General features: G+C 45.0%; 21 protein-coding genes. 11 read left to right on the plus strand and 10 right to left on the minus strand.

Going from position 1 to position 18,198, the window contains the following annotated elements; all coding sequences use genetic code 11:
- The first annotated feature begins 83 nt into the window (after positions 1 to 83).
- Entirely contained in the window at positions 84 to 380 is a 297-nt protein-coding gene (locus tag A3IE_RS0115625) for a PepSY domain-containing protein (RefSeq protein ID WP_020396564.1), read from the plus strand.
- Positions 381 to 383: 3 nt separating this feature from the next.
- Entirely contained in the window at positions 384 to 941 is a 558-nt protein-coding gene (locus A3IE_RS0115630; RefSeq protein WP_020396565.1) for a cytochrome b/b6 domain-containing protein, read from the plus strand.
- A 3-nt stretch (positions 942 to 944) separates the two neighbouring features.
- Here A3IE_RS0115630 and A3IE_RS0115635 read toward each other — a convergent pair whose 3' ends face one another.
- Positions 945 to 1,412, minus strand: a complete 468-nt coding sequence (locus A3IE_RS0115635; RefSeq protein ID WP_083900666.1) for a c-type cytochrome — start codon at positions 1,410 to 1,412, stop codon at positions 945 to 947.
- A 195-nt stretch (positions 1,413 to 1,607) separates the two neighbouring features.
- Here A3IE_RS0115635 and A3IE_RS20965 point away from each other — a divergent pair, with 195 nt between their 5' ends.
- Both A3IE_RS20965 and A3IE_RS0115645 read left to right on the plus strand, forming a co-directional pair.
- A complete protein-coding gene (locus A3IE_RS20965) occupies positions 1,608 to 3,524 on the plus strand; it encodes an LTA synthase family protein (RefSeq protein WP_020396567.1) in 1,917 nt (638 codons plus the stop codon).
- Between the two features lies 1 nt (position 3,525).
- Positions 3,526 to 5,154, plus strand: coding sequence for a BamA/TamA family outer membrane protein (locus A3IE_RS0115645; protein ID WP_033407350.1), 1,629 nt, complete (start codon positions 3,526 to 3,528; stop codon positions 5,152 to 5,154).
- 12 nt (positions 5,155 to 5,166) lie between these two features.
- On the opposite strand, the gene A3IE_RS0115650 is transcribed toward A3IE_RS0115645, so the two are convergent.
- Together A3IE_RS0115650 and A3IE_RS0115655 are read right to left on the minus strand one after the other, a co-directional pair.
- On the minus strand, positions 5,167 to 5,682 hold the full coding sequence (locus A3IE_RS0115650) for a hypothetical protein (protein WP_020396569.1): 516 nt from the start codon (positions 5,680 to 5,682) through the stop codon (positions 5,167 to 5,169).
- A gap of 117 nt (positions 5,683 to 5,799) precedes the next feature.
- Positions 5,800 to 6,282 carry a helix-turn-helix transcriptional regulator gene (locus A3IE_RS0115655; RefSeq protein WP_245539206.1) on the minus strand — a complete coding sequence of 161 codons (483 nt, stop codon included), beginning with the start codon at positions 6,280 to 6,282 and terminating at the stop codon, positions 5,800 to 5,802.
- 119 nt (positions 6,283 to 6,401) lie between these two features.
- On the opposite strand from A3IE_RS0115655, the gene A3IE_RS20970 reads away from it, so the two are divergent.
- The 4 genes from A3IE_RS20970 to A3IE_RS0115675 all read left to right on the plus strand — a co-directional run bounded on the left by A3IE_RS20970 (position 6,402) and on the right by A3IE_RS0115675 (position 10,469).
- On the plus strand, positions 6,402 to 7,232 hold the full coding sequence (locus A3IE_RS20970) for a DUF6502 family protein (RefSeq protein ID WP_020396571.1): 831 nt from the start codon (positions 6,402 to 6,404) through the stop codon (positions 7,230 to 7,232).
- 53 nt (positions 7,233 to 7,285) lie between these two features.
- On the plus strand, positions 7,286 to 8,689 hold the full coding sequence (locus A3IE_RS0115665) for a DUF5666 domain-containing protein (protein ID WP_157832890.1): 1,404 nt from the start codon (positions 7,286 to 7,288) through the stop codon (positions 8,687 to 8,689).
- 81 nt (positions 8,690 to 8,770) lie between these two features.
- The gene (locus A3IE_RS22240) at positions 8,771 to 9,151 is read left to right on the plus strand and encodes a c-type cytochrome (RefSeq protein WP_020396573.1); all 381 of its coding nucleotides are present in this window, start codon (positions 8,771 to 8,773) and stop codon (positions 9,149 to 9,151) included.
- A gap of 10 nt (positions 9,152 to 9,161) precedes the next feature.
- Positions 9,162 to 10,469 (plus strand): FAD-dependent oxidoreductase, encoded by a 1,308-nt coding sequence (locus tag A3IE_RS0115675; RefSeq protein WP_020396574.1) that lies wholly within the window; start codon positions 9,162 to 9,164, stop codon positions 10,467 to 10,469.
- Positions 10,470 to 10,513: 44 nt separating this feature from the next.
- Here A3IE_RS0115675 and A3IE_RS0115680 read toward each other — a convergent pair whose 3' ends face one another.
- The 7 genes from A3IE_RS0115680 to A3IE_RS0115710 form a co-directional block, all read right to left on the minus strand.
- Complete coding sequence (locus A3IE_RS0115680) at positions 10,514 to 11,218, minus strand: 2OG-Fe dioxygenase family protein (protein WP_020396575.1); 705 nt, start codon at positions 11,216 to 11,218, stop codon at positions 10,514 to 10,516.
- Between the two features lie 24 nt (positions 11,219 to 11,242).
- Positions 11,243 to 12,256 carry a tRNA 5-methoxyuridine(34)/uridine 5-oxyacetic acid(34) synthase CmoB gene (cmoB, locus tag A3IE_RS0115685; RefSeq protein ID WP_051062546.1) on the minus strand — a complete coding sequence of 338 codons (1,014 nt, stop codon included), beginning with the start codon at positions 12,254 to 12,256 and terminating at the stop codon, positions 11,243 to 11,245.
- Between the two features lie 3 nt (positions 12,257 to 12,259).
- A complete protein-coding gene (locus A3IE_RS0115690; protein WP_020396577.1) occupies positions 12,260 to 12,721 on the minus strand; it encodes a DUF2569 domain-containing protein in 462 nt (153 codons plus the stop codon).
- Between the two features lie 101 nt (positions 12,722 to 12,822).
- A complete protein-coding gene (locus tag A3IE_RS0115695; RefSeq protein ID WP_020396578.1) occupies positions 12,823 to 13,395 on the minus strand; it encodes a protoglobin domain-containing protein in 573 nt (190 codons plus the stop codon).
- 282 nt (positions 13,396 to 13,677) lie between these two features.
- Positions 13,678 to 14,415, minus strand: a complete 738-nt coding sequence (cmoA, locus tag A3IE_RS0115700; RefSeq protein ID WP_020396579.1) for a carboxy-S-adenosyl-L-methionine synthase CmoA — start codon at positions 14,413 to 14,415, stop codon at positions 13,678 to 13,680.
- Positions 14,412 to 15,203, minus strand: coding sequence for an SDR family NAD(P)-dependent oxidoreductase (locus A3IE_RS0115705; RefSeq protein WP_020396580.1), 792 nt, complete (start codon positions 15,201 to 15,203; stop codon positions 14,412 to 14,414). Before A3IE_RS0115705 ends, cmoA begins: the two co-directional genes overlap by 4 nt.
- Before the next feature lie 84 nt (positions 15,204 to 15,287).
- The gene (locus tag A3IE_RS0115710; RefSeq protein WP_020396581.1) at positions 15,288 to 15,665 is read right to left on the minus strand and encodes a YchJ family protein; all 378 of its coding nucleotides are present in this window, start codon (positions 15,663 to 15,665) and stop codon (positions 15,288 to 15,290) included.
- 205 nt (positions 15,666 to 15,870) lie between these two features.
- On the opposite strand from A3IE_RS0115710, the gene A3IE_RS0115715 reads away from it, so the two are divergent.
- The 3 genes from A3IE_RS0115715 to A3IE_RS0115725 all read left to right on the plus strand — a co-directional run bounded on the left by A3IE_RS0115715 (position 15,871) and on the right by A3IE_RS0115725 (position 18,179).
- On the plus strand, positions 15,871 to 16,275 hold the full coding sequence (locus tag A3IE_RS0115715; protein ID WP_020396582.1) for a hypothetical protein: 405 nt from the start codon (positions 15,871 to 15,873) through the stop codon (positions 16,273 to 16,275).
- A 72-nt stretch (positions 16,276 to 16,347) separates the two neighbouring features.
- Entirely contained in the window at positions 16,348 to 17,052 is a 705-nt protein-coding gene (locus A3IE_RS0115720; RefSeq protein WP_020396583.1) for a response regulator, read from the plus strand.
- Complete coding sequence (locus A3IE_RS0115725) at positions 17,049 to 18,179, plus strand: sensor histidine kinase (protein ID WP_020396584.1); 1,131 nt, start codon at positions 17,049 to 17,051, stop codon at positions 18,177 to 18,179. Before A3IE_RS0115720 ends, A3IE_RS0115725 begins: the two co-directional genes overlap by 4 nt.
- Positions 18,180 to 18,198 lie beyond the last annotated feature (19 nt).

The raw sequence follows: 18,198 nt of genomic DNA on the forward strand, positions 1-18,198 counted from the left end.
TACATTTGTCGGCTAGCACGAAGCGCTGCCAGTCCTGCAAACTGATGAGCGTCTTCACTTTCTTTTACTTAGGAGTTTTTATTATGAAACGTATTGCTTTAGTTCTTAGCTTTTTAGGTTTATTGGCTAGCCAAGCTGCTTTCGCTGGTCCTGAGTGCACTAAAGAGCCAAAAGAAAAATGGATGTCTGAATTAGACATGCAAAAGAAGTTAGTCGGTGAACTGAATTATATTATCTACAAATTTAAAACCACTGATGGTAATTGCTATGAAATTTATGGCAAAGGCTTAAAGAAAGATTCCACTACTGAAATGCAGGAAGTGGAAATTTATTTCAACCCTGTCGATGCCAGCATTGTTGAGCAAAAAGTAGAAGGTTAAGTTATGTCATCCCCTACCCAAATCATTCAAATCTGGGATCCTTTTGTCAGGGTATTCCATTGGACAGTAGCGATACTATTTTTATTGAATTATTGGGTATTGGAAGAAGGTGACCCGCCCCATAAATGGGCGGGTTACATTATACTAGGCTTGCTTAGCTTGCGTATTATCTGGGGCTTTATCGGCCCAGAGCGCGCACGCTTTACTAATTTTTTTCCCACACCAGCCCGTGTTAAACATCATATCCACCAATTACGTTGCCAACAAGTCGACCCTTGTGAAGGACATAATCCTTTAGGCGGTGCGATGGTGATCGCTTTAATGCTCATGCTGTTATTCACAGGCGCTAGCGGTTGGCTACAAACATTTCGCGAATACCGTGGCGAAGAATGGCTAGAAGATTTACATGAATTCGCTGCCAACTTCACCCTCATGCTGGTGATTATTCACATCAGCGCCGTGTTTATTATGACCAAACTTACCGCTATTCCACTCTTAAAAACCATGATTACCGGTAAGCGTAACGTCCCCACTGAAACGACTTTGGTCAGAAAGCACTAATACTCACGGCTTTTGATCAGGCTGTTTGCCATGCTCAGCCTGATAATGTTCTGCATACCAATCGGGTTGCGCTAAATCAGTGTCATATAAAAACTCGGCTACCGCTTGTAATTCCTCAGCGCTCACTTGCGTTTGTGCAGGCATTAAACCAAATTTAGTCAAAGCACCGGGCATGAGTGCTGTATCTGCTTTCGGGTCTTTGACCCAATTTTTGACTCGTTCCACAAAAGCAGCACGCTCTGGGAATGCTTTAATCACATGATCTTTCACCGCGAAAATCGGTGGCCCTTGCTCGGTTGGCTTATCCACCTGATGGCAAGTCATACAGACCGATTGATAAACTTTAGCCCCTACTGAATGATTAGAGGCCTCTGCTGCTGTGCCCATTGAATTCGCTTCTGTACCCGCTTCGACACTCGCACTCAGCACTAATGCACTGAGCATTAAACCTACACTTTTCTTTAACATCATTAAGTTTCTTTAGGAAAAAACTTAACTATAACCACAGCGCTAAAGGCTCGACCTATCTCTGAATGGCTAGTAGCGAAGGTCTTATGACATTTGTCCTATGGATGAAGTTTACAAAATAACTTATTGATAATTGCTTCATGGTCAGGCTATCCCCATAATCGTGCTACAAAAAAATTTGGGGATTACATCAATTTTATGAATCAAAACCAAAACTTGTTGCCAGCACGCTATAAAACCTTAGGGTGGATCTTAGTCATTTTTTTAGCGATTAACTTTGCCACACGCATTGGACTCATGCTTTTCGAACAGGATGCGAGCTTAGCCACCCCTACGCTCATCCTAGAAATCTTTAGCATTGGTTTGCTGCACGATTTAGCGGCTGCTACTTATGTCTTAGTACCTTTTGCACTTTTAGCACTCTTGTTTGGTAATCGTCCTTGGCAGCGACGCCTGTATGCAATCATTGTGTCAGCCTTGGTCGCTGGCTCAGTATTTGGCTTTTTATTCACGGCCTTAGCGGAAGGAACTTTTTGGAATGAATTTTCTTCTCGCTTTAATTTCATTGCGGTCGATTATTTGGTCTATACACGCGAAGTCTTAGGCAATATCTGGCAATCCTACCCAGTCACTTGGCTATTATTAGGCATTGGTTTATTAGCACTGGGGATTTTTTGGTTAATTCGCAAACCGTTTTGGCAGGCAGCACAAGGCGAAGCGGGTAGTTTTGGCAAACGCCTCGCCTTAAGCCTCATCATTTTTGCCCTACCTGTGTTCAGCTTTTGGGTGGTTAATGATCATTTTCGTGAGCCATTTGAAAAACCCGCTGCCCGTGAACTAGCGCTCAATGGCTATTACGAATTTATGCGCGCCTTTCGCGCCAATGACTTGGATTATTTTCGCTTCTATCCAAGCTTACCCAGCCAAGAAGCGGCTGCTCAGTTACAAGCACAACTCAAACAAGGCCAAGCTGAGATTCAATTCATCGCGGGTGGCATTCCTACTAAACATGTCGTAACACCCGCCAATCCGCCCATTAAGAAAAACATTATCTTGGTGTCGATTGAAAGCCTTGGTGCTGATTACGTGGAATCGTTTGGCGGCAAAAGAGGTTTAACGCCACGCTTAGATCAACTCGCTAAAGAAAGCATGGTATTTAACCAACTCTATGCAACCGGTTTGCGCACCGTGCGTGGATTAGAGGCGATTACCCTCTCCATTCCCCCTACCCCAGGCCATGCCGTTCCCGTGCGCAAAGTCAATACCGGCTTACAAAGCCTTGGCAGTGTCTTGAAAGCTAGCGGTTATAAGACCTTTTATGTTTATGGCGGCTATAGCTATTTTGACAACATGGAGAATTTTTTCTCAGGCAATGGTTACACTGTCATTGATCGGACGAATGTCAAACCAGAAGACATCCACCACGAAACGATTTGGGGCATTGCGGACGAAGATATTCTGCACCATGCCATTAAGGTGATGAGCGAGCAGAGTGCCAACGGGCAACCTGTCTTTATGCACATTATGACCACTTCCAATCATCGCCCCTATACTTATCCCGAGGGTCGCATTGACATTCCCTCCGGCACAGGGCGTGATGGTGCAGTAAAGTATACCGATTGGGCCTTAGGCAATTTTGTGGATGAGGCTCGCAAACAAGCTTGGTTTAACGAAACTATTTTTGTATTTGTTGCAGATCATACCTCCAACGGGCGCGGGCGCACCGATTTACCGCCTGAAAATTATCGGATACCCCTGTTAATTTGGTCGCCCAATTTTATTCAACCGCAAGCATTTAATGATTTAGCCTCGCAAATTGATGTAGCCCCCACTATCTTGGGTTTATTGAATATCCCCTATACTTCTGAATTCTTCGGCCAAGATATTCGCCAAGCTGCTCATCAATATCCACGGGCATTTATGGCGAATTACCTCACTGTAGGCTATATGCAAAATGGCAAAATCGTTGAGTTAAGACCCAAACAACCACCCGAGCTAGTGGATGCCCAAAGCGGTAAGGCGGTAGATTCGGACGATAAACAAAGCCTAATTAATGCTGCACTGGCTTATTACCAAGGGGCGGCGGAAGCACTCCGTCAATTAGCAGGGAAATAATATGCCACCGACTAGTATCCTAGTGTCGCAGATCGTAAAATCTTGGATGCTAGTTGGACTTATTAGCCTTAGTTCAAACACTATAGCGAGCCAGTGTCAGCCTTGGCAAACTAACACGCAAACAAGCACACCGTTAATAGTGGGCTTGATTGTCATTCAAACGGATAATGTTTTCGATCCCAAGCAAGCTAAAGAAAATCGCTGGCATAATCGACTAGCCAATAAACTACATCGGGTAACCAAACCGAGTGTTATTCAGCAACAACTTTTATTTAAAACAGGTGATCGTTTTAATCCTGCCAAATTGGCTGAATCGGAACGCTTATTACGTAGTAATAGTTTTTTACGTGATGTACAAATTCGCCCTAGTGAAATTTGTCATGGAAAAATGGTCACTATCCTAGTACGCACCAGCGATAACTGGACTTTAACGCCAGGGGTTAGTATCGGGCGATCAGGTGGCTCCAATAGCAATGGTCTAGAATTTCAAGAACATAATGTGCTGGGGTATGGAAAATCACTGAGTTTGAGTTACAAAACCAATACTGAACGTAACCAAACGCAATTGATGTATAGCGATCCTCATTTATTTGGTACTCGTCATCAACTCGAAATAAGTGCACAAAATAATAGTGATGGCGATGCTTATGGCATCCATGTTGGCTTGCCATTTTATCAATTAGATAGTCGCACAGCATGGGGATTTAGTGCCAATACCGTAAGCCAAGAAAATTCATTTTATGATCAAGGCGAAGTTTTATATAAAATTGGAGAAGACACTGAAAAGGCTGAGTTATTTTATGGTTGGTCGGTTGGGCAGAAACAAAACCAAACCAGCCGTTATACTTTCGGTTGGAATTATCAGCATACCCACTATTTTCCTACCGGCTCACAAACCAATACTCCCTCCAGCGACACACAGTCTTATCCTTGGGTCGCTTATGAATTTTTACAAGATCGCTATATAAACCGTCAAAACTTCCGCACCATGGGCAAAGTGGAAGATATTGCGCTAGGCCATCAATTAGCGATTAAGCTAGGCCCTGTGAGCAAGCTATTAGGTGCAGATGCGCATTATTTAAAACTTGACTTGAATTACCAGAAAGGCTTCCAAGCTAGTGAAAAACAATTAAGCTTAATCAATTTAACAAATACAAGCTATGTGGGAAAAGGCAAACATCAAGGCAGTCACAGTACAGCTCAAGCTGATTGGTTCTGGTTTAATAATGATAAACATAGCTGGCATGTTTTAGCACAAACCAATGCAGCAGATAATTTACAAGTAGGCGAGCAAATCAGCCTGGGTGGCGACACTAGCTTACGGGGTTATCCGGTTGGATATCAGAATGGTAGTAAATCCGCTCTACTGCGTGTTGAAAAGCGCTATTACTCTCAAGTTTATCCGTTAAGACTTGCGCGTTTGGGTGCAACAGCGTTTGCCGAAATGGGTAGTGCTTGGGGTAATGGTAAAAAAGTCGATTGGGTTGGCGATATTGGTATCGGCTTGCGCTTCGTTTCAACACGTTCTAGTTCGGGAAAAGTATTACACCTAAACCTAGCCATGCCGATCAATACAAACGGCAAGGCCGACGATTATCAAATTCTATTTGGCACACAAGCGAATTTTTAAGAAAAAATATACTTAGGTCAGACTCGCTTTAACCTCAGGCTTATTGAGATAATACCATGGAATCCCATATAAAATTGCTAGAAGAATCAACATCACAACAAAAAGCGAGCCTGTTGAAAACGGATTATTGACACCCTGCATAAAAAACTTCTGATAAATCAAGCTTCCACTCCCCATGATAATACTAATTATCAGGTAATAGTTATAATGAATTCTACCAATGTCGCGATAGGTTAATATTTTGTAGGATATAAAAAAGAACCATAGATTAAAAATAAAGCCATAAATAGTTGTGAAGGTCAAATAAGCTTTACTGTAGCCCATGCTAGCTAATATGTCTGCTTGTGCCGAGTTTCCAAAACCAAACAATGAACTTAGGTTTAATAGTACTGAGATAGCCCCGAATACCGCAAAAATAAGAAAAATAATACCGATCACCTTGGGTGATTTTGGTAGAGCTGCATTAGCACTTGTATTCTTTATATCACTGACTTTTGCAGTAGGTGGAGAATAGGGATTATTGTCCATTGGCAGCATCCTTATTAAAAAATTGAATGATGAAAATTCCTTGTTGATCTCTTAAAGCAAAGTATAGCTGCTTTTAATAAGAAATGTATTTCCAAAGAAACTTCTAACAATCAATGCTTACTGCAAAAAGTCTTCAAAGAACCAAGCGGCAAACTCATGTCTTCCGGTGACATTAGCCTTACGATAAATGGAAGTGGCCTGTTGGCGCACGGTTTTTTCTTTGGTATTGCGTACCGTTGCCATTTCCTCAAAACTTAAGCCCTTAAGCAATAAAGCAGCTACCTCCTTTTCACTAGGAGTCAATTGCCAAGTATCAAATTGCTTTTGAATAACACTTTGATATTCCTGCCCTGCTACGCGTAATTGCTCACGCGATTCATCGAGTAATTCACGTGACTTACTTAAACTTTCATGCGTCTGTGAAAGTTGCTGTTTCACCAATTCCAACTCCTTCAAACGTTGCCAATAAGCGCGGACTAGAAAGCCAATTGCTCCCATGGAAACCAATACCAATAGCGCTTCTAACAACAGATGCCAAGCATCGGTTCCCTCTCGATAATCCGCTATCAAATCAAGGCTAGTCATGATGGTGATGATCATGAGCAACCCTATAAAAAACAGCTCTTCAGACTTCATTCCAAACATCCTTGACACTTCCATGCGTATATCAGGCAGATATCCTATTGTAGTCGATAAAATTTGGGAATACATTCCCAAAAATGAACAGCAAGTTACAAGCCATCGTTTTACAAATACTTCGCCCACTGGCTCGCCTCTTAGTGCGGCGTGGTATGGCGTTTGGCGAATTCAGTCAATTAGCACGTCAAGCCTATGTAGATGCTGCGGCTGAAACCTTACAAAACCAAGGTGAAAAAGCCACTCACTCACGCATTGCCATTGCCACCGGCCTCACCCGTAAAGAAGTTAGCCAATTGCGCCAAAGTGATGACTCTGCCATCAAGCCATTGCAACAACGCTACAATCGCGGTGTACGTGTTATTAGTGGCTGGCTCAATGACCCTGAGTTTTACACTGCCTCACCGCCTGAATTAAGCCTCGCGCAATTTGAACAATTAGTGGCTCGTTATAGTGGGGATATGCCGTATCGCGCCATGCTAAAAGAGCTGATTCATAGCGGTGTAGTAGCGATGACGACTAACGATAGCGTCGTTTTATTAACAGATGCTTATGTGCCGCAAACGAATATCGCCGAAAAGCTCGCGATTCTCGGACAAGATGTGAGTTTGTTAATCAAAACCATCGAATACAACCTACAAGATACACCAGACCTTGAGCCTCGCTTTCAACGTAAAGTTAGCTACGACAACCTTCCCCTAGAAGCCGTTCATGTGTTCCGCCAGTTGGCTAGCCAAGACAGCATGGCTTTATTGGTGCAGTTGAATGCATGGCTCGCACAACACGACCGCGACAGCAACCCAGAGGCTCAAGGAACGGGCCGTTTTAAAGCAGGTGTAGGCATTTATTATTTTGAAGAAGCCATGCCTCCTACACCATTGCCAGCTACTACTCCACAGGACGATGTCTCATGATATTTAAAAAATACTTAGCTACGCTTGGAATTTGCTGCTGCTTGAGTGCTTGCGTGAGTGACACCGCAACATTGGCCGAAGGTGGCATTGGCGGTACCGGAATATCGGTAGGCCCGATCACAGGCTTTGGGAGTATTTGGCAAAATGGTGTCCGTTATGATGTCCGTGAAGCACAATTTTTCCGTGATGGTACACCGGTTAGCGGTCAACACCTGTATCGCATGGGCGAAATCGTCACCATTGACGGCAGTATTCAAAGCGATGGAGTCAGTGGCAAAGCTAAGCGTGTGGAATTTAATACTAAGCTGCAAGGCCCTATTAGTGCTGTTACTAGCGATAGCTTAAGTGTATTGGGTCAAACCGTCCGCTTGACTGGCTTAAGTGTTAGACACGGTTTTGCCCTCAATAGTGAGCTAACGCCAATGACCATGGTGTCCATTTCCGGCGAGCGTAATGCGAATGGCATTTGGCAAGCGAATAGTGTGACGCGCCAAACCTCTAGTTTCATTCCAGGACAATCACGCTTACTGTTTGAAGGCTCTATCAGCCACTTGGATAATGCCGCGCAAACTTTCCAAATTTCAGGTATCACCATCGCTTACCAAAGCGCAAGCCTCAATAACTTTGGCACAGCTAAGCTAGCGAATAATCACTATGTGCAAGTGCGTAGCGAACAAAATATAGTCAACAACCACGTTCAAGCTAGCCAAATTCGCTTAACAACCGAATCCATACGCTTTACCAAGGGCACTAAGCTTGAATTGGAGGGGCTAGTCACTGCTGTGGTCAGCAATAAACAGTTCGCGCTGAATCAACAATTAGTCCAAATCACTGATGCTACCGAATTTGAGCATGGCTCAGCCGCTGATATTCAGCTGAATACAACGCTCGAAGTCGAAGGAAGCATCAATGAACTTGGCGTCTTAAGCGCTAAAGAAATTTCTATTCGCCAAGCGAGCATTCAGAACGAACGTGAATTGGAAGGTTTCATTAGTCATATTGACTTACCAAACCAACGCATCACTTTACTTGGCAATACTTTGCAACTGGATAGGCGCACGGTGCTGCGCGAATCTGTGAATGAGGAAGAACACAGCATGACTTTAGCCCAATTAAGGCTAGGCGATTATGTTGAAGTGAAAGCCAGCCAGCTTGCTAATGGCAGTTTGCTGGCGCTACAAATTGAACGCGAACCAGAAGAGATGGGTGAAACTGAGCTACAAGTAAAAGGCATTGCTACCCAAATCAATGCTACAGCAGGCAGCTTCCAAGTACTCAGTGTATCCATCAGTACAGATCAAAAAACTGAATTCGAAGCGCAGGAAGACAACACTCTAACGCGAGAAACCTTTTTTGCCCAAGTGATCGCCGGAAACCGAATGGTGGAAGTCGAAGGCCGAGCCCAAGGTTCAGGCATTTTGGCTGAGCACATCAAGCTGGTTGACGCCGACGATTAGCGCAAAAAAGCCCAGCACTGGTACTGCTGGGCCGACTAACCCGCCCTCAATAAAAGGGGCAAGTTCGAAACAGGAGACTTTATGAAACGTTTGACACTTTTCATGTGTTTAGCGCTGAGCGCAACTTTATTGGCAGCCTGTGGTGAGGATGGTGGTAGCCAAAACTTAAACAGCCCTAATCCTACTAATAATACGAATACCAACACGAATAATACCAATAACACGGCGAATGTCGCCAATGGAGGACGTCTATTAGCGTCACAGTGTTTTCAATGTCATGGCACCAACGGCCATTCACGCACCGGCATTGATAGCCTTGTGGGCGAAACGGCGAATGAAATTATCAGTGAAATGCGCGAAATGAAAGCAAGCACTGAGAATGACATTATGCATTCGCAAGCCAAAGGCTATACCGATACCGAAATTCAACTTCTGGCTGCTTACCTTGCCAGCTTAAAATGAGGAGCCAAGCATGACTGTTTCTACCCAACGCTCACTTATTCACTCTGCCGAGGAAACGATGATGCCGACATTATCACGCCGCCAATTTTTGCAAACACTGGGGCTAGGTGCTGGATTATGCGTAGCGCCCAACTTAGTTCGTGCTGCAACCACTCGCCAGCACGTGATTGTGGTAGGAGGTGGTTTCGCTGGCGCTACTGCCGCTAAATATCTACGCCTATGGTCGAATAATAGCATTGATGTCACGTTGATCGAAGCGAATGCCAACTACTACTCGCCGATTTTGAGTAATTTAGTCTTGAATGGTCAGCGCTCACTGAGTCAATTAGCGTTTAGTTATACCGCCTTATCGCAGCAATACGGCGTTCGCGTTATCTATAGCAGCGTTACACAAGTCGATGGCAATAATCACACCGTCAGCCTCTCCAATCAGCAAGCCCTTAGTTATGACCGTCTCATTCTTGCGCCCGGCATTGAATTTCTGCCTATCACTGGCCTAGACAGTAATATCATTCCTCATGCGTGGAAATCGGGTGCACAAATCCAACAATTACAACAACAACTGGCTGCCTTAGTGGCCGGTGGTACGGTGGTAATGAGCATCCCCCCCAAACCTTATCGTTGCCCACCGGGACCTTATGAGCGTGCTTGTGTCATTGCCGATTTTCTTAAGCGCAATAAACCAGGGGCAAAATTGATTGTGTTGGATGCTAACGCAAGCATTTTGGTCGAGCCTGAAATTTTTGGTAATGCATTTAACAACACTTATGCAGGTATTGTGCAATACATCCCCAATGCACCAGTGCAAGAAGTGAACTCAAACACTAAAGTTGCCATGACGCCCATGGGCGAATTCAAAGGCGATGTAATGAATATTATTCCGCCCCAACGCGCCAATTCGATTATCCATAGCGCAGGTTTGGCCAATGATGCAACAAAACAGTGGGCAATGGTCAATCCTTTAAGTTATGAATCGACGGCGATGGCGGGTATTCATGTGATTGGCGATGCACAAGCGACGGGGCAACCCAAGGCTGGGCATATCGCCAATTCAGAAGCCAAGGTGTGTGCAGATGCGATTTTGCGCTTACTGACTGGTGCTCAACCTTACAGCGCTCCTGTGACTAACTCAGCTTGTTATAGCCCAATTAGCTCAAATACAGCGTCTTGGCTCACCGCTGTGTATGCTTATGATCCGAACACGAAAACCATGCAATCTATTCCCGCTGCTTTTGGTGCATCTAGTGCAGCCAGCACCAAGAACTACAGCAAAATGTTTGATTGGTCGACCAACTTATTTGCTGATACTTTCGCCTAAATTCCCGACTCAATGCAGTGCAGTACGCGAGCAGTGACTTAAGGTCACTGCTTTTTGAAACGGTGGAACGTCAGCACTAAAACATCGCGCCACGCCACTTGATTAGGATTCGTGGGCGTCACGGGGGTGACCCCATGATAAATTTTCTGATCATTGATGAGCATTAAATCGCCACGCTGCTCGAGCGTATATGCTTCTAGCGCTTGGCGCTGATTGTCATAGATTAAGCTTTGACCGCCACTAATATTTTGCCGATTAATCATCATTATCAAAATATAGTCCGCGCCATCCTTATGAACCCCTTCAGGCGTGGGCTTGCCTTGCTCCTTTGCAGAAGTACGAATCCGAAATTGGTGGGCTTGAATACGCCATAGCTGGGTGCTACTACGGCTAAATTGTTTGACACACCAACGAATCATTTCTAATAACGCGGGATTCTGAATCGTCGTGGGTAACCACGGGCGAAAATGGCGATTAAAACCACCATGCAGTTTATTGTGATAGCCCGATTGATAATGTGGCTCATGGGGCAATAGGGTTAAGCGCCCACTCTGCCAGTTAAATACCGAATAGCGCCGTAAACGATAATGCCCACCATCGCGCAAATATGGATCTGGTAGTAATTTATCCCAACTCGCACAAAATTGCTGATAAGCATGTCCCATGCGCTTAACCAGATAAGTATCCAGACTGTGAGCTTGTTGAGATGTTTGAATTAAATAACCCGGATGATTGAGCAGAGGATTCACGATGTATTTTTTTCTTAGCGATAGTTATAGGGGCACATTAGCCAGAATCACCGCACGTAGCGGCGCTGGATAACCTTCTATAGTACGCGAGCTATCGTGCGGATCAAGAAAATCACGCAAGGATTCAAAGCGCATCCACTCCGTAGCACGCTGCTCCTCAGTCGTGGTCGCCGTTATATCTACCGTGCGAATATTTACAAAACCCAAACGCCGCAGCCACAATTCCAACATGGCGACTGAGGGAATAAACCACACATTGCGCATTTTGCCATAACGATCCTCGGGCATTAGTGCAGTGCACGCATCACCCTCCACGACCAAGGTTTCCAATACTAATTCGCCACCCACACGCAAAACGTTCTTTAATTCCTGCAAATGATCCAAAGGTGAACGACGATGATATAACACACCCATGGAGAACACCGTATCAAAACCTTTTCCGCCAAAGTCTGGCAAATCTTCGCTTCTGAGCGGCAAAAAATGTACGGCTTGCTGGGCGGCATAGCGTTTAATTATCTGAAACTGCATTAGGAAAAACAAACTAGGATCAATCCCAATCACGTGTTTCGCACCCGCACCCAACATACGCCACAAGTGGTAACCACTGCCACAGCCGACATCCAACACCAAGCGATTTTTTAAAGCAGCAAGATGTGGCACAACGCGTTGCCATTTCCAATCAGAATGCCACTCCGTATCAATAGGGATGCCAAATAACTCAAAAGGCCCTTTGCGCCATGGAATAAAAGTTTCTAAGCAAGCCCGTAATTGAGCGCGCTCAGACTCGGACATATCCGCTAACTCACCAATCCGCACAACGTTTTGATCCAAAGCGATACTGCTAGGAATAGCTGGCGGCAAATTGGCTAAGGTCGCTAACCACGCGTCACGCTTACCATGAGCCTGCCCATAGATTGCCTGCTCAAGCTGTTGCGGAAGCTGCTCTAGCCAACTGCATAGTGAGGTTTGGGCAAGGCGTTGATAAAGATCTTGATAATCAGCATCCAACACTGCTTTGAACGAAAGTGACTCTCTCATGGCCTAATACACAAACGTCGCTTTGGCACGTTTTGATAACAGCACATAAGGCACAGGAATGAGTAAAGTCAACGCGGCTCGCCCTAATTCTAGCCATTGCTGGTTAGCGTGCAGATACGTATTCGGCATTAGCTTTATATTCACATAGGTCTCGATGAGGATGAATACCAAGGTAAGCACAGCAATGCCTGCGTACCACACGGGGAAATGGCGCCGCTGCTTAAAGAAAAGCCAGAGCAAATATAACGAGGCTAGCAACAATAAACCTGTGCCCACTAGCTCTAGGGATAACCATGTTTTGTGTGCACCCACCGCCTTTGTCCATGCTGGAAGATGGCTTTCCCCCAGCGTAGTCATCAAACGTAAGGGCGCAAACGCTAAACCTATACCGACTAAATACAGCCAACCACCAATACGCGGCACTGTATTGGTGGGTGAAAGAACAACAGGATCAGGAAAGGTCATGGATGAATGAGCTTATTGAGTGGCAATAAACCTTGATCATAGCGCGTAATGATAAATTACCCTAGCCTCTACTAGGAACATTCATTGGGTCAAACGCCGCCTCATCCGGGTTTTTTACTATAAACCCTAGCCAAATTATCAAAGAGCTTACGACTCATGCCGGTAATATTGAGAAACTTGTCCAACTCTTCTGCCAAGGCTGAGGTCTGATAGGACTCTTGCATCACCAGCGAACAAAAGCTCAGCGCTGAGTTTAGTGCCTCCAGTATTTTTAATTGCTTATCGGTTTGCCCTGTATATTTTTGCACTATTAAAATAGTCAATTCGCCTTGAATAATACTCATCGCGCCACTGACAAACTCTACTGGCAAGTTAACTTTGACATGTACATCACCGATTTTATAAAGCTTGGCTGTATAATCTTCATCGAAATTACTTACGAATAATTCATTCAGCCAAGCAATATGGGTTAATTTTAGCTGATCAATTCGCCCTTCGATAAACGCTTTTGTCTTAGGAATTAAGGACAATTGCTCATAAAAAGTATCAGTCACCTGCTGTAGATCGGGTTGAAGCGTCTCATACACCTCATGCAGAGTCTGAATTTTTTCTTCCGTCAGCCCTGAGAACTGTCGTGTATAAAGGTGTAGCGTTTGAAGATTAACATCAGTCATAATTAACCTTTTCAGTCAACAACTTACGGATATTTACATTATACACCGCTGAGTCATGTTTATTTTGACTAAGCGCTACATTATAAAGCAGTCAACTAGTTCAAAATTTCACCTCGCCAAGAACTAAGCTGCTCTTTATAGTTTAGACATAAATTTTTAACTTGCCTTATAAAATACCCTTTTTTGACAAGCCATTATCACCCTCACTCAGCCAACTCAGCGTGGCGGATGGATGCTAAGGAATAAATATTAATGAGTAAAATAAGAAATGAATGTCTATTTTTATAATTTAAATGCCACGATGGAGGCAAACATGAAATCTTTGAACCACTCAAGACTACGCGCAAAACCTGCTTGTTGTAAGCGCTGATGATGAGCCTCTACAGTATCAGGGATGAGCACATTTTCTAACGCAGAACGTTTTTGACTAATTTCTAATTCCGAATAACCATTGGCTCGTTTAAATTCCAAATACCAATCGGTTAACAAGCTTTGATCTACTGGATCAGCGTGCTGGCACTTTTCAGACAGAATCAAAATTCCCTGAGGATTAAGTGCCTCGTAACAGCGCTGTAATAATGCTAAGCGTTGGTTTGGCGGTACAAATTGCAAGGTGAAATTCAGTACAATGACTGAAGCATTGTGCATGGGTACATCACCAATATCGGCGCAAATCAACTGAAAAACACCCTCGGGGAGATGACGTTGCAAAGTTTTCTCGCAGCGCTGCACCATAGCTTCAGAATTATCAACCGCAATATAAGTCACCCCACTTTGCCGCACTTGGCTAGCCATTGCTAAAGTGGCAGCACCTAAAGAGCAACCTAAATCATAAATCGCTGAATTCGGTTGGGCATAAAGCCTAGCTAGTACGCCTAATTGGCTGATCACGGTTTCATAGCCCGGAATCGAACGACGTACCATGTCAGGAAATACGTCCGCCACCGCCGCAGTAAATGCAAAATCCACGATTGCTTGTGGCTCGGCAAAGACTCGATCGCGTTTGCTTAACTCACTCATACGTCAACAGATTCACCACGCCATGCTAAATCAGCTGGCAAGCGCTCAAAGCGAATAATCTCACCACTTCGCCTACCGGCATCAGCGCCCATGAAATACAAATAAGGACCGACGATAGCTTGGGGTAGCGCTAAGTTTTCGGCAGGATCGCCCGGATAATTCAATACCCGTAAACGTGTACGTACTGGCCCTGTATCAATGCTATTCACGCGCACAAAATGCTCTGTTGTATCACACTCTTTAGCAAGGATACTGGCAAAAGCATCTAGCGCTGCTTTACTGACACCATAAGCACCATAATAGGGTTTATCTGAGCTATCACTGGAAAAGATAATCGCAGGGTCGGGGGAAATTTCTAACAAAGGCAAGCACGCACGAACTAAACGGAAATTGGCCGTGAGATTAGCGGTCAACATCTGATCCCACATGGCAAAATCATGATGACGAATCGGCATAAAGGCACTTAACCAAGCTGCATTTAAGACCAAACCGTCGAGACGACCTAATTCCTCAGCGATCATGTGTACCAATTGTTCGTAGGCGCTCGGTTCCGCTTTGGTTAAATCCAATTCACAAATAACTGGCTCTGGGTAAGCTGCACTGACAATTTCATCGTAAACTTCATTCAATAAATTGGTTTGCTTATCCACCAACACGAGCGTTGCACCAAAACGTGCATATTGAATAGCCACGGCACGACCAATGCCCATGGCCGCACCGGTTACCAGAATGACACGATCTTTAAACATCGCTGCGGCGGGAACATAATCCAGTAAGTCCTTGTGCATAGAGCCTATATCCTGACACCGAAAAGCCGCGATGATAGCGCGAAACCAAAATTAGCTATAGGGGAAAACGCAAAAGTAGCGTTTTTATTGATGTACACCAGCCAAATAAACCCAGCGCCCGTTTTCGCGCACGAAACGACTTATCTCATGGAGCGCTTGCTCCTGATGGTTTTCACTAAATCTTGCAGTGAATTCGACGATGCCCTCTTGATCGTCAGATCCACCCTGTTCAGTACATTCAATCGTCAAGCCAAGCCATTGAATAGAATGGCTTTGCATTAAACTTTTTAGTGTGGGGCGGGTGTGCTTGCTCCACGTGCGATGCAAATAAGCGGCGTCACCTAATACATAAGCGCTATAACGGGAGCGCATTAATAATTCAGCAGTAGGGGCGGCTTTGCCCTGATGAAAGGGGCGGCAACATTCGTTATACCATTGACCTGATTGGCAAGGACACAGCATAAAAACTCCTCATCCAAAAAATGCTTTCTAAACTAATCAACCCACCAAATTCAATAATTTCTGCACACCAACAGGATTTGCTACAGCTTCATAAAACTTTACATTCACCCAGTATTCTAGCAACACGACAAGGGCATGATAGCTTCCATACCAGCTAAGCACTGGTGAACGAAAATGCAAACTTATTCTTGTTAAAGGAAATATCATGAACGACAATACAGCCAATACTACTACTGATAACACTGAGAAAACCCAGCAAAACCACTCAGCACAAGACAGTCAGCAACACGAAACGTCAACAAACACCAATCCTGAGCCAGAAAAGCGTTGTGGTCACAAACATCCTTATGGCCCGCAACATTGTAGCCATGCCGATTGGCAACACTGGAAACAGTATCGTTGGAAAAAAATTGCTGCGGTGATCGGTTTAGTCTTCCTTGGCTTTTTTATCGGCAAGGTCACTAGCCATCATCACGGTCATCCAGGTTATGGGCATCACGGTTATTATCAACAAGCACCGATGATGCATATGCCTTATCAAGCTGCGCCGATGCCTTATTATCAACAGCCCGCACCGGTAGCACCAATGCAGCCTAATGTGCAACGCTAATCAAAAATGACATACACTACTGTGTAGCAAAGCAAGGTCACTTCGGTGGCCTTGTTGGTTTAGGAGAAGGCGATGGAAGTGCTCTTGATTGATGATGATGTGCGTTTAAGTGCCATGGTGGCGCAATATTTAGCTAATGCAGGCTATCAAATTACTAGCGCACACACGGGGCAAGCTGGCCTAGCAGCCGCTAAACGTGGTGGGTGGGATTTAATTATTCTTGATTTAATGTTGCCCGATGCGGACGGTTTGGAGTTATGTCGCCAGTTACGCTATCACTCAAGCACTAGCGCGATTCCGATTCTTATGCTTACTGCGCGCGGTGATGCCACTGATCGCGTGATTGGCTTAGAAATGGGCGCAGATGATTATCTACCCAAGCCCTTTGAACCAGCGGAATTACGGGCGCGTTTAAAAGCCATTCTACGCCGTGGTCAACATTCCGCCCAGCAACAAGCTTTATTACGCTTTGGTCGCTTAGAAATCGATCGCGATGCGCGTGAGCTACGGGTTGATGGTCAAATGCGCGAAGTAACCGCCTATCAATTTGATCTTCTCGTTGCCATGGCGGAACGTGCCGGTCGTGTACTCAGTCGCGAGCAATTATTAGATATGGTGAAAGGCGAACCCTTGGAAGCTTTTGATCGTTCGATTGATGTACATATTTCACGCTTACGGGCGGCCATTGAAGACGATCCGAAACATCCGCGCCGTATTATTACTTTGCGCGGCTCTGGCTATATGTTTGCTCGCAGTCAAGATGGAGAGGATGCATGAGTGCTGGGCAAGAAGATTATAAAAAATGCGGGCCACCGCTTAAAATTAAGAAACGCCGCCTGCGTAAACGCCTTGAGCAACATTGGCAAGCTAAAGATAGTAAGTTTTACGAATCGAGATTTCATAACAGTCGCCTGCGCAAACATTTGTTTTTGCAAATTTATTTTGTAGTTCTCGCCAGTATTATTACACTGGCTCTAGTCTTCGGCACTTTAGCTTTTCTACATGATCACCACCCCGCCCCCCATCAGCGCGCTGATCGCCCGCCTATTTTCTTTATGATTTTTATCTCGGTTGCTGTCGTTGGTCTTGCGGCCTACCCGATTTCACGCCGACTCACGCATCGTTTAGATCGCTTAAAACAAGGCGTGGAGGCTTTGGGCGCAGGCCACTTATCGACGCGTGTCGAAGTACAAGGTCAAGATGAAATCGCCTTGTTAGCGCGCAGTTTCAATCAATCCGCCGAGCGGATTCAAATCCTAGTGAATAATCATCGCCAATTATTAGCAAATGCCTCGCACGAATTACGCTCCCCATTGGCGCGTTTGCGTATGGGCTTGGAATTAATTGCGGAACAGGAGTCAGCGCAAACAGCAAACCTTGCACCGTTGCGTCAAGATATTCGCGAGCTGGATCAATTAGTAGAAGAAATTTTGCTGGCCAGCCGCTTAGATACCCCTGAAATTCCTTTGGAAAACAAACCTGTGGATTTAGATGGCTTAGTGGCTGAAGAATGCGCACGTTTGCAGCTTGAATGCGAGACCCAAGCAGTGACGTTACTAGGTGATGCGCGTTTATTGCGCCGCTTATTGCGTAACTTATTGGAAAATGCGACCCGCCATGGGGGTGGTGAAATCGAAGCTAGTTTAACCCTACTACAACCCACCCTAGCACAAATTAAGATTGCTGATCGCGGTAAAGGCATTCCTGACGAGGAGCGAAGTCGTATTTTTGAACCGTTTTATCGCCCTGCTGGGCACGGCGAAGGACAAGGTGGATGGGGTTTAGGCTTAAGTTTAGTCAAGCAAATCGCAGAGCGACATGGTGGACAAGTACGTTGTTTAGCACGTGAAGGCGGCGGTACTCGCTTTGAAGTGGATTTGCCAATCACACGCTCCCCTGTTTAAAGGATTTACAAGACTGCCT

The organism is Thiolinea disciformis DSM 14473 (genome assembly GCF_000371925.1).
GTDB classification, from domain to species: domain Bacteria; phylum Pseudomonadota; class Gammaproteobacteria; order Thiotrichales; family Thiotrichaceae; genus Thiolinea; species Thiolinea disciformis.

Excerpts from the sequence above, each read along its gene's own strand:
- A3IE_RS0115625 (WP_020396564.1), top strand. The coding sequence starts at position 84 with ATGAAACGTATTGCTTTAGTTCTTAGCTTTTTAGGTTTATTGGCTAGC.
- A3IE_RS0115630 (WP_020396565.1), top strand. The coding sequence starts at position 384 with ATGTCATCCCCTACCCAAATCATTCAAATCTGGGATCCTTTTGTCAGG.
- A3IE_RS0115635 (WP_083900666.1), bottom strand. The coding sequence starts at position 1,412 with ATGATGTTAAAGAAAAGTGTAGGTTTAATGCTCAGTGCATTAGTGCTG.
- A3IE_RS20965 (WP_020396567.1), top strand. The coding sequence starts at position 1,608 with ATGAATCAAAACCAAAACTTGTTGCCAGCACGCTATAAAACCTTAGGG.
- A3IE_RS0115645 (WP_033407350.1), top strand. The coding sequence starts at position 3,526 with ATGCCACCGACTAGTATCCTAGTGTCGCAGATCGTAAAATCTTGGATG.
- A3IE_RS0115650 (WP_020396569.1), bottom strand. The coding sequence starts at position 5,682 with ATGGACAATAATCCCTATTCTCCACCTACTGCAAAAGTCAGTGATATA.
- A3IE_RS0115655 (WP_245539206.1), bottom strand. The coding sequence starts at position 6,282 with ATGATCATCACCATCATGACTAGCCTTGATTTGATAGCGGATTATCGA.
- A3IE_RS20970 (WP_020396571.1), top strand. The coding sequence starts at position 6,402 with ATGAACAGCAAGTTACAAGCCATCGTTTTACAAATACTTCGCCCACTG.
- A3IE_RS22240 (WP_020396573.1), top strand. The coding sequence starts at position 8,771 with ATGAAACGTTTGACACTTTTCATGTGTTTAGCGCTGAGCGCAACTTTA.
- A3IE_RS0115675 (WP_020396574.1), top strand. The coding sequence starts at position 9,162 with ATGACTGTTTCTACCCAACGCTCACTTATTCACTCTGCCGAGGAAACG.
- cmoB (WP_051062546.1), bottom strand. The coding sequence starts at position 12,256 with ATGAGAGAGTCACTTTCGTTCAAAGCAGTGTTGGATGCTGATTATCAA.
- A3IE_RS0115690 (WP_020396577.1), bottom strand. The coding sequence starts at position 12,721 with ATGACCTTTCCTGATCCTGTTGTTCTTTCACCCACCAATACAGTGCCG.
- A3IE_RS0115695 (WP_020396578.1), bottom strand. The coding sequence starts at position 13,395 with ATGACTGATGTTAATCTTCAAACGCTACACCTTTATACACGACAGTTC.
- cmoA (WP_020396579.1), bottom strand. The coding sequence starts at position 14,415 with ATGAGTGAGTTAAGCAAACGCGATCGAGTCTTTGCCGAGCCACAAGCA.
- A3IE_RS0115705 (WP_020396580.1), bottom strand. The coding sequence starts at position 15,203 with ATGCACAAGGACTTACTGGATTATGTTCCCGCCGCAGCGATGTTTAAA.
- A3IE_RS0115710 (WP_020396581.1), bottom strand. The coding sequence starts at position 15,665 with ATGCTGTGTCCTTGCCAATCAGGTCAATGGTATAACGAATGTTGCCGC.
- A3IE_RS0115715 (WP_020396582.1), top strand. The coding sequence starts at position 15,871 with ATGAACGACAATACAGCCAATACTACTACTGATAACACTGAGAAAACC.
- A3IE_RS0115720 (WP_020396583.1), top strand. The coding sequence starts at position 16,348 with ATGGAAGTGCTCTTGATTGATGATGATGTGCGTTTAAGTGCCATGGTG.
- A3IE_RS0115725 (WP_020396584.1), top strand. The coding sequence starts at position 17,049 with ATGAGTGCTGGGCAAGAAGATTATAAAAAATGCGGGCCACCGCTTAAA.